Below are 14,063 nucleotides of genomic sequence, written 5' to 3'. Positions count from 1 at the left end.
GCAGTTCGCTCGTCGACTCGTGCTGCCGCCTCGACCGCCGGTTCGTCTCGCGCGTCCGTTCGCAGCGGCTCCGCGCGCCTCCCGTCCCCTCATCGGAAAGAGACACGATTGTCCCCACTGGGTGTCGCCGCTCTCGGCGCCGTCGCCGGCCTGACGATCTTCCTGGGCCTCCCGCTCGGCATGTTGCGCGCCGACGCCGTGCGGCTGAAGACCGCGCTCAATGCGGTGGCTGTCGGCATCCTGCTGTTCCTGCTGTGGGACGTGCTCTCCCAGGCGTGGGAACCGGTCGACGCGGCGCTCTCCTCGCATCAACTCTGGCCGGCGATCCTGCAAGGGTTGCTCATGGCCGGCTGCATCGGCATCGGGCTGCTCGGTCTGGTCTACGTCGACCGACGCTCGCGCCGCAGCATCGAAGCGGCATCGGCGGAGGGGACAGCGGATCCTGCCGCGGCATCACGGCGCCTCGCGATGACCATCGCCGTCGGTATCGGCCTGCACAACTTCGCGGAGGGCCTCGCGATCGGCACGGCGGCGGCGACCGGTCAGCTGGCGTTCGCCGTGCTGCTCATCATCGGATTCGGCCTGCACAACGCCACGGAGGGCTTCGGCATCGTCGCCCCGCTCACCGGAACCCGGCCGTCCTGGTCCTATCTGGTGCTCCTCGGCGTCATCGGCGGCGGTCCTACGTTCGTCGGAACGGTCGTCGGGCAGTTCTTCGCCAGTGCCGTGCTCTCGATCGCGTTCCTCGGCCTGGCCGCCGGATCGATCCTCTACGTCATCATCGAGTTGCTCGCGGTCGCCAGACGCGCGAACCTCAAGGTCCTCGTGACGTGGTGCATCTTCGCCGGCCTCATCGCCGGTTTCGCGACGGATGCCGTGGTCGCCGCCGCAGGCGCCTAGCGCCAGTCCCATCCCTTCCCCCGAGGGTGCCCGTTCCTCCCCCCGAGGGTGCCCGTTCCTCCGCTCGAGGGTGCCCGTTTCTTCGCCCGAGGGTGCCCGTTTCTGCGCTTGAGGGTGCCCATCTCCCCGCCCGAGGGTGCCCGTTCCTTCGTGCGAGGTTGCCCATTGCTCCGCGGCGGTGCCCGCTCCTTGGAGCGAGGATGCCTGCTTCTCGGCGACTCCGGCCCGGCGATTCGACGATGTGCCGTGAGGATATTTGAGGTCCTCACGGCACATCGTCAGAGGTGCGTTTCCCGTGACCGGGCTGAGCTACGCGCTCACGCGCCTTCGTTGACCTGGAGCCGGATGGTGTCGTACATCACACCGCCGATGGGAGCCATCCAGTTGTCCGATGTCGGCGCCTGCGGCGCGTGCGCCGTGGTCAGGGTGAGCACATTCTCGCCGGCCTTGATGAGGGTGGCCGGGAACGTGATAGTGGGCACCCGCCGATACATCGCCCTGATCGTGAGGCGGTACGACGAGTTGTCGCCCGGTGCGCCGGGTGCGGGATCGATCGTCCCGATCGGCGCGCCGTTCAGCGCGAGGTTCAGCCCGCCGAAGGCGTCGCCGGAGAGGGCGATGTCCAGGTAGGCCGTTCCCCTCTGATAGCGATGCGCATCGAAGCGGATTTTCCACTCCGTGAGCTCCGTCGAGGCCGTCGTCCCGCGCCACGCGAGCTGGGCGGGGGTCCCTGGCGTCTTCAGCATCGGATGGAAGTAGTTCCACTTCGTCGCCGGATCGTCCACGCCCACCGTGAAGTCGACATCGTTCGGGAACTCGTACGGATACTCGAGCCACGTCAGTGTGCGACGGAATCCGTCCTTGCCTCCGTGCACGTAGAACTCCTCGGCCGAGCGATCGGCCGTGCCGATCTGCCACAGGGTCGGCCCGAAGCGGTCCGGATGCCACACGTTGTTGCCGATGTCGACGTGTCCGGATGCCGGGACCGTGATGTTCGATCGCCGGTATTCGCCCATCGCGCCCTTGGTGAACGCCGCCAGCGTGTACGTCCCTGGGCGCACGGCCGGGATCTCGAAGACCCCGCCAGCGCTGATCTTCGCCGAGTAGATGTAGTCCTTCGCCAGATACTGCCAGTCGGATCCGTCGAGCGTGATGCCTTGGTAGGCGCGGTCCGGCTCCGCCTTGTAGAGCACGGCCCATCCGTTGTCCACGGCTCCGAGGCCGGCCACCGTGAACTTCCCGCTCACCGTGGATCGCTGGTGGGCGGCATACGCCGGGTCCTCGATCCAGGCATACGGCCACTGCGCCCGCTGCTGCGCCGCAGCAGACTTGGCGCCCCGCCACAGCGCGGCGACCGTCGACTCCTCGTCGGCAGCGGATGCCTCGCCCACGTGCAGGAAGAACGGCCCGTAGACCTTCTCCCAGCCGCGGTCCGGTGCGAGGTCCGCCTCTCCGTAGTGCGACGTGAACGGATGCCAGAGCAGGATCATCCCGTCGTAGTAGTCGTGGCAGGTGAGTTCCTGACGCGTCGGGCCGCCGAAGGATTCCTTGCTGGCCTGGATCAGCGACAGCCCGACCCTGCCGTTCGAGATCATGAAGACGTGGTTGTCGCCCTCCTGGTTCGAGACGTTCTGGTATTTCGACCAGATGGATCCGTCCGGCAGTGCGTACGTCGTGTCCTGCAGGGTGACGGAGTGGGACAGGTCAGAGATCGGCGGCCGCTGCTGCACGCCCCGCTCGTCGTCGACGACGAACCAGTGGAAGTCGGGGGTGTCCGCGGAGAACGCGTAGCGCAGCTGCGCGAAGTCGAGTCCGTCCGGCATGTCGTCGGTGTACTTGACGATCCAGTACGAGTGCAGTCCCGATGCTCCGCGCTCCAGCGCGATGCGGATGTCCAGGTAGAACCGCAGTACGGCCGGATTGTCGATGAGCAGCGAGATCTCGGTCCGGTCGGCCGTCTGCGAAATCACGCTGTAGACGGCGTTCTTCGCGGATCCGGCTGCTGACACGTTGTTGTAGTTGAACGTCGTGTACCCGTGCCCGGCGGATCCGCCGAGCAGGTTGACATCCTCGTTGCCGAGCGTGCTGCCCACCAGGTGGAGGTTCTTGATCTCCGCAGTGGACTTGACCACGTCGAACTGAACGATTCCGTTGCCGAGCGTCACGGTGCTGCCGTTGTCGACGACTGTGACGTCGGGTCCGGTGCCGAGCGGAACGTCCGCATGGGCGGCCCCCGCCCCGGCGGGAAGGGTGGGCAGCAGCGCCGCACCCGCTGCTCCGCCGATGAGCCCGAGTGCTGTGCGACGCGTGATGGGAAGTGCCATGAGTGTCTCCTCCTTGTGGCTTCGTTGCCTGCGCTGCCCGTTGTCGGCGGATGTCGGAAAGCGCTTCCTCGCACACTATGGCCACCCCTGCGCGGGGGTCAACGTTTGCACCGGAGTCGTTGGTGTGTCGCCGGCGTCCGCTGGAGTGCGCGTTGGATCTCCGGACCTGCACCTTCGTGATCGTCAGAGTGGGTGCGCGTGTGCACCGAGAGTGAGCGCGGGCGTAGCAACGAGAGTGGACACACGTGTTGCGACCAGAGTGAGCGCGATGTTGCGGCGAGAGCTGGCGCGGGTGTTGCTACCCGAGTGAGCGCGCGTGTTGCAACGAGAGTGGGCACACGTGTTGCGACCAGAGTGGGCCCGCGCTCGGAAGGAACTCATCGCGTTCTCGTCGAGCTCGCCACGGGTCGGGGCGGCCGATCCAGCACCGCAACGAGCCTCTCCGGGCGTTTCGGGGTAGCAAAAAGCGAACGGCTCCTGATCAAGGAAATCCCTGATCAGGAGCCGTTCTTTTGTTGCGGGGACAGGATTTGAACCTGCGACCTCTGGGTTATGAGCCCAGCGAGCTACCGAGCTGCTCCACCCCGCGGCACGATTAGTGAGCCTAGCATGGCGTCCGCGGCGAGGTGAAATCGAGGTGACGTCGGCGAGCGCCCGGGCGTGTCCGGGGAACGTCACCCTGCAGTGTCCGAGTCCTCCGACCTTCGTCACCCCGTGGCCCTCGCCATAGGCTGAGCGGCATGACGAGCATCGACCAGGCAGCAGCGTCTCCTACGGTCGCCGTCGCGGTCGCACAATTCGCGCCTGGCTCCGACGCTCAGGAGAACCTGGAGCGGATGGCAGAGCTCGCCTCCACGTCCGTCGCCCGCGGCGCCCGACTGGTCGTCTTTCCGGAGTATTCGTCGTACTTCGTCGATCCGGTCGACATGCGCTTCGTGGATCATGCCGAACCCCTCGACGGTCCGTTCACCAAAGCCGTCGCCGAGCTGTCCGAAGCGCTCGACGTCACGATCGTGGCGGGCTTCGCAGAGCTGACGGATGTCCCTGGTCACTTCTCCAACACGCTGGCCGCTGTCGCTCCACGAGCAGGCATCCGCGCCGTCTACCGCAAGCAGCACCTCTACGATGCGTTCGGCTCGCGTGAGTCGGATGTCGTCGTCCCGGGTCCTCTCGATCCACCTCAGCTGTTCACCGTCGACGGTCTCTCCGTCGGCCTCCAGACGTGTTACGACCTCCGATTCCCCGAGGTGACGCGCACGATCGTCGACGCCGGGGCAGATCTCGTGGTGGTCCCGAGTGAATGGGTACGCGGACCCCTCAAGGAGCACCACTGGCGCACGCTCATCACCGCAAGGGCGATCGAGAACACGGTCTTCGTCGCAGCGGCAGACCACGTCGCCCCGATCGGGGTCGGAGCGAGCATCGTCGTCGATCCGATGGGTGTCGTCATGGCGGATGCCGGTGAGCGGACCGGCATCGCGCTGGCGTGGTTGGACCGTGAACGCCTCGCCGCCGTGCGTCAGCAGAATCCTGCTCTAGCGCTGCGTAGATATGACGTGGTCCCGAAGCCATGAGCGAGAAATCCGTTCGGTGCTCGGTCCTGCGCATGACGACGATGACGTTGGTGGTCTGACCACGTGCGTAGCCGATCGCATGTCCGGCGATCGGGCGAAGCGGTCACCTCAGACGTGCCAACTGAGCCGCGGCGCGCTCGAGCACGTCGACGCGTTTGCAGAACGCGAAGCGCACGAGCGAGGCGGATTCCGCCCGCAGCAGTGGCCCGCAGAACGCCGTGATCGGCACCGCGACGACCCCAGCGAGCGAAGGGAGCTCGCGGCAGAAGGCCACGGCATCGGAGTAGCCGAGGGGTGCGGCATCCGCGACGACGAAGTACGAGCCGTGTGAGGCGTACACGTCGAAGCCGGCCAGCTCGAGGCCCGACGAGAGCAGGTCGCGCTTGGCACGGAGAGTCGCGGCGGCATTGGAGAAGAAGGAATCGGGCATCCGCAGACCGGCTGCGATCGCCGGCTGGAACGGAGCGCCGTTCACATACGTGAGGAACTGCTTCACGGCTGTGATCGCCGTGATCAGCTGCGGGGGAGCGATGGCCCAGCCGATCTTCCAACCCGTGGCGTTGAAAGTCTTGCCGCCCGACGAGATGGTCACCGTGCGATCCCGGCCACCGGGGAGGGTCGCGATCGGGATGTGCGGCCGGTCGAATGTGAGGTGCTCGTACACCTCGTCGGTCACGATGATCGCGTCGTGCTCGTGCGCCAGCTCGATGATCGTCTCGAGCACGTCGCGATCGAAGACCGCGCCAGTCGGATTGTGCGGATCGTTCACCAGGATCACCCTGGTGCGATCGCTCACCGCGGCCCGCAGCTCGTCGAGATCCGGCCGGAACTCCGGCGCACGGAGCGCGACCGTGCGATGGACGCCGCCGGCCAGCGCAATGGTCGCCCCGTACGCGTCGTAGAACGGTTCGAAGGTGACGACCTCGTCTCCGTCGCTGACGAGCGCCAGCAGGGTGGCGGCGAGGGCTTCCGTGGCGCCCGCCGTGACGAGGACCTCACGGTCGGGATCGACGGTGAGCCCGTAGAAGCGATGCTGGTGCTCGGCGATGGCCTCGCGCAGCACGGGCATGCCGATGCCGGGCGGATATTGATTCACCCCGTCCCGGATACTCCGCACCGCAGCATCGAGCACTTCGGCGGGGCCGTCCTCATCGGGAAAGCCCTGCCCGAGATTGATGGCTCCTGTGCGGGCAGCGAGTGCGCTCATCTCGGCGAAGATCGTCGCCCTCACGACGCCGTCGTCGCTGAGAAGTCCGGCGCCGTGCGCCGCGCGCTGCCAGGGACCGGGGACCAACTCCGTCATCTCGCCTCCATCGTGCTCCGATGGCTTCACGCTAATGCCGAGGTCCGCCGCGTGGGTGCGGGCAGAGGCGATCTGCGGGGTACTCGAGCCTGTGGACAACTCCGACGTGATCATCCGGCTTGACCTACGTTTGACGCATGCTCGTGCGCCGACGGATGCTCGCCACGGCCTCCGCCGTGCTCCTCGTCTTCGCGCTCGCCGCCTGCAGCCCTGGGCAATCGGCCCCCACGAAGTCGCCGTCCGCGGCCGCCACACCGCTGTTCTCCTCGGACGAGGAGGCGCTGAAGGCCGCCACGGATGCGTATGCGGCGTACCTGAAAGTCACAGATGAGGTCCTTCACGACGGCGGGCAGAATGTACGGAGCTATCAAGCGGTCGCGGTGAACAGCGCCTTACACGACGCTGAAGCCGATGCTGGCGATTTTGCGGATCGAGGCGCACACACGTCCGGGCAGTCGACATTCGACTCAGCTCGGATTTCGTTCTACAGGCCAACCGCGGCCGTTCCGGTCGAGATTTATGTCTGCGATGACGTTAGTGGCGTTGACGTTGTCGACTCTGCTGGCAACTCGCTCGTTTCGGCCGATCGAAAAACCCGCTCACCTTGGCAAGTCGACTTCGCCAGCACCGGCGGATCGCGAGTGTTGCTTGTGTCGAGCCGGACCCTATGGACCGGAGAAGACTTTTGCAGGCAATAGTCGGAGTAGTTGTCTCAATTTTGATGAGCCTCCTTCCTGTTGCGATACATGTGGATGACGGATGCGATCGATGGGGTCAATACGCAGGCGGCTGCTCCACCGGCACCATCGCCGGTGACCACGTCGACGTGGGCGCGACGACCGGCAGCGGCGGCCACCACCAGTCCACGTCGTCCGGCACGGACGAGGGCATCGGCGACGCCGATCCCGGTCCGTACGTCGAACCGAGTCCGCTCGTGTGCGACCGTCCCGATCTGTGCCCGCTCGGTCACTCCAGTCCTGGCGGTCCTGCGCCGACGGCCCCAGGGGTCGGCGTCTCGATGTCCGATCTCGCCTCGTTCTATCCGCAGGCGCCGACCGTGTTCGGCGAGCCGAACGGGTGGGCGATCATCGGGCTGGACGCCAACTTCGTATCGCAGGCTCCCGAGCACGTGGCATCCGGAGTACTGCTCGGACAGCCGGCGAGCGTGCGTTTCACGCCAGTGCGCTTCGCGTGGGACTACGGCGACGGAGCCGGTGCGGCAGGTGCTGACGGGGGAGCGACCTGGAAAGACCTTGGCGTGCCGGAGTTCTCGCCGACGGCGACGAGTCACGTCTACGGCACCGCGGGCAGCTACACGGTGAGACTGACCGTCTCGTACACCGCGACGTATCGCCTCGGCGACGGTCCGTGGAGCGGCGTGCCCGGTAGCCTGAGCCTGTCAGCGCCGACATTCACCGTCGTCGCGGGCGACGCGAAAACCGTCTTGGTCCAGGGCACCTGTCAGGCCGACCCAACGGGTCCGGGCTGCTGAGCGGCATCGCGGCCGATCCAGTGATGGATGCGACGCCCACCCGGAACCTCGGTGGTCCGCCGTACCGTACCAGGCATCCGTAACTCATGGAATTGTTCTAGAGCGTTCACAGATTGCCCATAAACCACGCCCAGCATGAAAGCGGATGCTTGAGGTGCTTGGAAGGAGCACGACACATGACCGACACACCGAAGGACCCCGCGGAGACGCCGGAGCCCACCCCGCAGGAGCAGGGGTCGCAGGACTCGGTTGCCGACACGCCTCGGACCGACGAGCACGACGCCACACTTCCGCGAGCCGAATTCGACGCGATCCGCAGGGATCACGACACCCAGACTTCCGCCCCGACCCAGTCCGCCGACGCTCACTCTGCCGCAGACCAGGGCGAGGCATCCGCTGCGACGCACGGTCAGACCGACCAGCAGCCCACAGCAGAGCAGCCCACTGCCCAGCAGCCGGCGGCCGGCGCTGCCGCGAACCAGACGCAGCCCACCGAGCCGCTGCCGCCGCAGGCAGTCGCCGCAGCCGCGGCGTCGCAGGCGATTCCGACTCAGCCGGATGCCCAGGGCCCTCAGGGCCAGGGGGCTCAGAACCCCTATGCAGCTCAGCAGGGCGGCTACCACTACGGGCAGCAGTACGCGCAGCAGGGCAACTATCAGTACGGCGCGCAGCAGGGCGCTTTCGGTCAGCCGACGTACGCCGGCCAGCCGCCTTATGCGCCCGGCCAACCGGGTCAGCCGCAGAAGCCTGCGAAGCAGAAGGACGGCAAGGGCAACCGCGCCGGCCTTCTCATCACCGGGTTCGTGCTCGCCGGCCTGCTCGGCGGCGGCGTCGGAGCAGGGGTCGTCGGCATCTACGCTGCGAACTCCGGCAACTCGAAGGCGGTGACGTCCACCGGCGCCACGAGCGTGACCGTGAACGATCCGCAGACCGCGACGGATGTGACGGCTGTCGCGTCCAAAGTCAGCCCCAGCGTCGTCACGATCAACGTGACGGGCTCTCAGGAGGCAGGCACCGGATCCGGTGTCGTCCTCAGCTCCGACGGATACGTCCTCACCAACACGCACGTGGTCACCCTCGACGGCGAGACCGGCAGCGCCAGCATCACCGTGACGACCAATGACGGCAAGATCTACAAGGCGAAGGTCGTCGGTACCGACCCGGTGCTCGACCTGGCCGTGATCCAGATTCAGAACGTGAGCGGCCTCACCCCCGCCACGTTCGCCGATTCGGACAAGGTCAACGTCGGCGACCAGACGATCGCGATCGGCGCCCCGCTCGGTCTCTCCGGCACCGTCACCGACGGCATCGTGAGCGCGCTGAACAGGAGCATCCAGATCGCCTCGTCCGCTGCGCCCTCGCAGGATCAGCAGGACAACGGCAACGGCAGCGGGAATGGCGACAACAGCCCGTTCAACTTCTGGAACTTCGACCAGAACGGCGGAAGCAGCGGTCAGTCGTCGACCCAGAGCACCATCTCGCTCCCGGTGATCCAGACGGATGCCGCCATCAACCCCGGCAACTCGGGCGGTCCGCTGCTCAATGCCAAGGGTCAGGTCACGGGCATCAACGTCGCGATCGCGAGTGCGGGCTCGTCCAGCTCCTCCACCGATCAGACGGGCAGCATCGGCGTCGGATTCGCCATCCCGTCGAATGTGGCGCAGCGCGTCGGCGACGAGATCATCAAGAACGGCAAGGCGACGAGCGGTCTGCTCGGTGCGACGGTCGCCGACTCGACCTCCGACTCCAACGCCACGACGGTCGGTGCGCTGATCAAGTCCGTGACGTCCGGCGGTGCAGCGGCTGGTGCCGGTCTGCAGGCAGGCGACATCGTGACCAACTTCAACGGCAAGCCGATCACGAACGCCACCGACCTCACCGCTCAAGTCCGGGCGCTGGCGGGCGGAAGCAAGGCCACGATCGAGTACCAGCGCAACGGCCAGACCAAGCAGAGCGACGTGACGCTGGGCACGCTGTCCAGCTGACCGCAACTCCTTCACGGCAACGAACTCGACGGCCCGGAGCACATGCTTCCGGGCCGTCGAGTGCGTTCCGCCATGGCCATGCCGGCCCCGGGGCGGATGACACGCGGAGCGGATCGGCATCCGATGTCCGCGCACGTCGGGTCTCGGAGTGCGCCGGTTTTCGCTCCCTCCTGCCTCGCTCCCTGCCGCTTCGATCCCCTGCTCGGTGCGCTGATAGGCTTGGCCTCCGGTTCGACGAGCGGATGTGATGGGCGAATCCAGCAGTACAGGCGCCACGGGTGCGCTCCCCGGCGTGTCGTACGTGATGCCGGTCCTCAATGAAGCACCGTACGTGCGAGCCGCCGTCGAGCGTCTCCTCGCGCAGGACTACGAGGGTCCGTACGACATCACACTGGCCGTGGGTCCCAGCAATGACGGGACGGAGGTGGTGCTCGCCGAGCTTGCTCGTGAGCATCCGAACGTACGCGTCGTGCCGAATCCCGCCGCTTCGACCTCCGCGGGTCTGAACCAGGCGATCCGGGCATCCGCGTATCCCGTCGTGATCCGCGTCGACGCCCACTCGTTGCTTCCCTCCGACTACACGCGCATCGCCGTGGAGACGCTGCGGCGCACCGGCGCCGACAATGTCGGCGGCCTGATGGATGCCCGCGGCACCACTCCCTTCGAGAAAGCGGTCGCTCGCGCCTACAAGTCGCGCATCGGTCTCGGCGGAACGCAACATCACGTCGGCGGCAAGGAAGGGCCGGCGCAGACGGCGTATCTCGGATCCTTCCGTCGCGATCGCCTCGAAGCCGTCGGACTCTTCGACGAGGGTGTCCGTCGAGGTCAGGACTGGGAGCTCAACCGTCGCCTGCGCGCCGCAGGCGGAACGGTCTGGTTCACACCGCGACTCGTGGTGACGTACCAGCCGCGGTCGAGCATCCGCTCGCTCGTGCACCAGTTCTTCGCCACCGGGATGTGGCGCGGCGAGCTCGTGCGACGGTTCGCGTCCGCGAACTCCGCGAGATACTTCGCCCCGCCCGTGCTCGTCCTGCTGCTTGCGGCGTCCGTCATCGTGGGTCTCGTCGGGCTCGCAGGCCTGATCGTCGGCGCGCCGATCGGGTGGCTCGCACTGGCATTCGCCGTCCCCGTCCTCTACGTGCTGTTCGTCGTGGCCGCCGCAGCGGCGATCGCGAGCAGGGACGGGTTCGCCGCTATGCTGCGGTTCATCGTCGTCGTGCCGACCATCCACGTGAGCTGGGGCGTCGGATTCATCGGCGGATTCTTCGAGCTGTCGCACGATCTGCACAGTCGTTCAGGGAGGTAGTGTGTCGGCTCCGGATTCGTATCGCCGGCCAGAGTCGATCGCTCAGCTGCGCGAGGTGACCCAGCCGCCGGAGGTGCGTCAGCGCCGCAACGCCGAGCACTGGACGGCGCACCTCTACCTGCGCCGCATCTCGCCGTATCTGACGTGGGCGCTGCTCAAGACCCGCATCAGCGCGAACGGCGTGACGGCGTTCATGATCCTGTCCGGATGGCTGGCCGCTGCCTCCCTGCTCATCCCGGGCATCGGCGGCGCCGCGCTCGCCGTGGTGTTCGGCCAGGTGCAGATGCTGTTCGACTGCTGCGACGGCGAGGTCGCCCGCTGGCGGCACAGCTCGTCGCCGGCCGGCCACTTCCTCGACGCCGTCGGGCACTACACGACCGAGACGTTCATCGCGATCGTCCTCGGACTCCGCGCTGCGTCCTGGCCGTTCGATGCCCCCTCCGACTACCTGTGGACGACGCTCGGCTTCGCGCTCGCGCTCGTGCTGGTGCTCAACAAGGCGCTGAACGACCTCACGCGCGTCGCCCGCGCATATGCAGGGCTTCCGCGCCTTGGCAACGAAGAGGCGGATGCCGCACCGCAGCACCGCCTCATTGCGCTGGCCAGACGCGCGGTCAAGTTCTTCCCGTTCCACCGGATGTTCCACTCGGTCGAACTCACGCTCGTCACGTTCGTCGTCGCGGTCCTCGCCTTGTTCACCGGAACGCCGGCAACGGAACGTGTCTACCTCGTCGTTCTCATGGCGTTCGCGATCCTGGGGCTGATCGGTCATTTCGTCGCGATCATCAGCTCGAGGCGACTGCGGTCGTGAGCGGCTTCGGCGGTGAGACGCGCGGATCCGGATTCGAGGGATCCGGATCGGGCGGGCCTGGACCGGCCGGATCCGATGCGCCGACCGTCGGCGTCGTGGTCTTGACGCAGGGGACGCGACCGGCGGAGCTGGCGCGCGCGCTGGCATCCGTCACCGCGCAGCGCGGCGTCGCCGTCGACATCGTCTGCGTCGGCAACGGATGGGACCCGACAGGGCTGCCCGAGGGGGTCAGGGGCCTCGGCCTGCCCGAGAACATGGGTATCCCGGCGGGACGCAACGCAGGTGTCCCCGAGGTCGCCGGCGAGTTCCTGTTCTTCCTCGACGACGACGAATACCTCGAATCGGACGCCTTTCTCGCGGATGCCATCGACCGCTTCCGCACAGACCCTTCGCTGGGCGTGCTGCAGCCGCGCGTCCGCACCATCGATGACTCGCCTGCACCGCGGCGCTGGGTTCCGCGCCTGCGCAAGGGGGATCCGGCACGCCCCAGCGCGGTCTTCTCTCTCCTCGAGGGGGCGATCGTCATGCCCCGCTCCGTGTTCGAGGCGGCCCGCGGATGGGCGGATCCCTTCTTCTACGCCCACGAGGGCATCGAGCTTGCGTGGCGGGTCTGGGATCAGGGGAGACGCGCGTGGTACGCGGGCGACCTGGAGGCGCGGCATCCGAATGTCCCGACCACACGGCACTCGGACTTCTACTGGCGCAACGCCAGGAACCGCGTGTGGGTCGCCAGGCGCAACCTTCCGGCGATCCTCATCCCGGTGTACGTCGCGACCTGGACTGGCGTACAGCTGCTGCGTGGCGCACGCTCCCCGGGCACGCTGCGCCCGTGGTTCGCTGGCTGGGCCGCCGGCTGGCGCGACGATCCCGGAGAGCGCCGTCCGATGAGCTGGCGCACCGTGTGGCGGATGACGCTCGCCGGTCGCCCGCCTGTGATCTGACGGGTTCCGACGCCGGCGCCATCCGGACCATCGGCATGGGCGTGAGCCCTGGTGCTTCCAGGTGAACCACTGGTGGCGCCGGCGCGAAGCGGATGCTAAGAATCCTCCAATATTCTGGTCGGATGGGACTAGCGCATGACGCCCGAGCGGGCGTTCGGTTGATCAGGAACGCCTTCGCGCAGCGCCGCGCTCGCGCGGAGCTCGCCGAGCGTCTCGACCGCTCGGCGCTCCTGGAGCCCGCGAAATACAAGATCGCGGTGTACTTCGCCGATAGCAAGGTCAACCTGTACCAGATCCGCCAGTGGTACAAGCCGCTGGTCGATCTGAGCAAGACCTGGCCCGTCGTCATCCTGTCCCGGTCGCCCGTCGGCGCGGCCGCCTTGCTCGACGAATCGCCACTTCCCGTCGCATACGTGCGAACCGTTGTCGACCTGGAGGAGACGATCGCTGAGCAGGACATCCGCGTCGTCTTCTACGTGAACCAGAACACCCGCAACTTCCAGATGATGCGGTACGGCCGCCGCTGGCACGTGTTCATCAACCACGGCGAATCCGACAAGATGTACATGACCACCAACCAGTTCAAGGCGTACGACTACGCGTTCGTGGCGGGGGACGCCGCCATCTCGCGCCTGCGCAAGGTGCTCTGGGACTACGACTTCGATAAGCGAGCCATCAAGATCGGGCGTCCGCAGGCCGATCACTATTCGGGTTCGCTTCCCTACACGCCGGACGACCGCACGGTCGTGCTGTACGCGCCGACGTGGGAGGGTGACCGCGCTGCGGCCGCGTATGGATCCGTCGCATCCCATGGGGTCGCGCTCGTGGAGCGGCTCCTTGCCACGGGACGGCATCGGGTCATCTACCGCCCTCACCCGCGCTCCGGAGTGGTGGACGAGGACTACGGCGCAGCGAATGAGCGGATCATCGCGATGCTCAATGCGGCGAATGCGACGGATCCGGCGGGCCATCACGTGTATGACGACGGTCCCGAGTTGGGTTGGCAGCTTTCGACGGCCGACATGGCGATCGTCGACATCTCGGCCATGGTCTACGACCGCCTCGCCGCCGGTAAGCCGCTGCTCATCACGCGCCCAGTGAGTCAGGAGGCGGAGATCGACCGTGGAGGCTATCTGTCCGCGTGCGAGTGGCTCACGACCGACCAGGCGCCAGACATCGTCTCGATCCTCGACGACCTGCAGCACGACGATGCCGCCGCTGACCGTTTGACGTACTGGGTCGAGCGCTACTTCGGCGACACCACGCCCGGCGAGACCACCCGGCGTTTCCACGACGCCGTACAGCACCTGATGGACGAATGGGATCGTGCCGCCGCGATCCACGCCGATGACGAGGTCGGGCTTGAGCGTGGCGACGTCAACGAGGTCGACGACCCGGACGCGGTCCTCACGGAGTAGGTCCCGACG

11 protein-coding genes and 1 tRNA gene are annotated in these 14,063 nt (G+C 67.0%); 8 read left to right on the top strand and 4 right to left on the bottom strand.

Going from position 1 to position 14,063, the window contains the following annotated elements:
* Nucleotides 1–108: 108 nt before the first annotated feature.
* Nucleotides 109–900, top strand: a complete 792-nt coding sequence (locus tag HII28_RS04545; RefSeq protein ID WP_170024321.1) for a ZIP family metal transporter — start codon at nucleotides 109–111, stop codon at nucleotides 898–900.
* A 317-nt stretch (nucleotides 901–1,217) separates the two neighbouring features.
* Here the strand turns inward: HII28_RS04545 and HII28_RS04540 are convergent, their stop codons facing one another.
* Together HII28_RS04540 and HII28_RS04535 are read right to left on the bottom strand one after the other, a co-directional pair.
* Nucleotides 1,218–3,224 carry a polysaccharide lyase family protein gene (locus tag HII28_RS04540; RefSeq protein WP_170024320.1) on the bottom strand — a complete coding sequence of 669 codons (2,007 nt, stop codon included), beginning with the start codon at nucleotides 3,222–3,224 and terminating at the stop codon, nucleotides 1,218–1,220.
* 515 nt (nucleotides 3,225–3,739) lie between these two features.
* Nucleotides 3,740–3,813 (bottom strand) — tRNA-Met (locus tag HII28_RS04535).
* Nucleotides 3,814–3,964: 151 nt separating this feature from the next.
* Between HII28_RS04535 and HII28_RS04530 the strand changes: the two genes are divergently transcribed.
* Nucleotides 3,965–4,798: a carbon-nitrogen hydrolase family protein gene (locus HII28_RS04530; protein ID WP_170024319.1), complete on the top strand. Its 834-nt coding sequence runs from the start codon at nucleotides 3,965–3,967 to the stop codon at nucleotides 4,796–4,798.
* A 103-nt stretch (nucleotides 4,799–4,901) separates the two neighbouring features.
* Here the strand turns inward: HII28_RS04530 and HII28_RS04525 are convergent, their stop codons facing one another.
* Both HII28_RS04525 and HII28_RS04520 read right to left on the bottom strand, forming a co-directional pair.
* On the bottom strand, nucleotides 4,902–6,101 hold the full coding sequence (locus tag HII28_RS04525) for a pyridoxal phosphate-dependent aminotransferase (protein WP_170024318.1): 1,200 nt from the start codon (nucleotides 6,099–6,101) through the stop codon (nucleotides 4,902–4,904).
* A 124-nt stretch (nucleotides 6,102–6,225) separates the two neighbouring features.
* Nucleotides 6,226–6,426, bottom strand: coding sequence for a hypothetical protein (locus HII28_RS04520; RefSeq protein ID WP_170024317.1), 201 nt, complete (start codon nucleotides 6,424–6,426; stop codon nucleotides 6,226–6,228).
* A gap of 396 nt (nucleotides 6,427–6,822) precedes the next feature.
* Here HII28_RS04520 and HII28_RS04515 point away from each other — a divergent pair, with 396 nt between their 5' ends.
* The 6 genes from HII28_RS04515 (at nucleotide 6,823) to HII28_RS04490 (ending at nucleotide 14,054) form a co-directional block, all read left to right on the top strand.
* A complete protein-coding gene (locus HII28_RS04515) occupies nucleotides 6,823–7,593 on the top strand; it encodes a hypothetical protein (RefSeq protein ID WP_170024316.1) in 771 nt (256 codons plus the stop codon).
* 176 nt (nucleotides 7,594–7,769) lie between these two features.
* Nucleotides 7,770–9,578: a trypsin-like peptidase domain-containing protein gene (locus HII28_RS20440; protein WP_170024315.1), complete on the top strand. Its 1,809-nt coding sequence runs from the start codon at nucleotides 7,770–7,772 to the stop codon at nucleotides 9,576–9,578.
* 247 nt (nucleotides 9,579–9,825) lie between these two features.
* A complete protein-coding gene (locus tag HII28_RS04505; RefSeq protein WP_170024314.1) occupies nucleotides 9,826–10,884 on the top strand; it encodes a glycosyltransferase family 2 protein in 1,059 nt (352 codons plus the stop codon).
* Nucleotide 10,885: 1 nt separating this feature from the next.
* Nucleotides 10,886–11,695 (top strand): CDP-alcohol phosphatidyltransferase family protein, encoded by an 810-nt coding sequence (locus HII28_RS04500; protein ID WP_170024313.1) that lies wholly within the window; start codon nucleotides 10,886–10,888, stop codon nucleotides 11,693–11,695.
* 95 nt (nucleotides 11,696–11,790) lie between these two features.
* Nucleotides 11,791–12,636: a glycosyltransferase gene (locus tag HII28_RS04495; protein ID WP_346769317.1), complete on the top strand. Its 846-nt coding sequence runs from the start codon at nucleotides 11,791–11,793 to the stop codon at nucleotides 12,634–12,636.
* Between the two features lie 122 nt (nucleotides 12,637–12,758).
* Entirely contained in the window at nucleotides 12,759–14,054 is a 1,296-nt protein-coding gene (locus HII28_RS04490) for a CDP-glycerol glycerophosphotransferase family protein (RefSeq protein WP_170024311.1), read from the top strand.
* Nucleotides 14,055–14,063: the final 9 nt, after the last annotated feature.

It is taken from the genome of Planctomonas sp. JC2975 (assembly GCF_012985205.1).
In the GTDB taxonomy this organism is placed as follows: Bacteria; Actinomycetota; Actinomycetes; order Actinomycetales; family Microbacteriaceae; genus Humibacter.
This window is presented reverse-complemented; position numbering and strand designations above follow the sequence as displayed.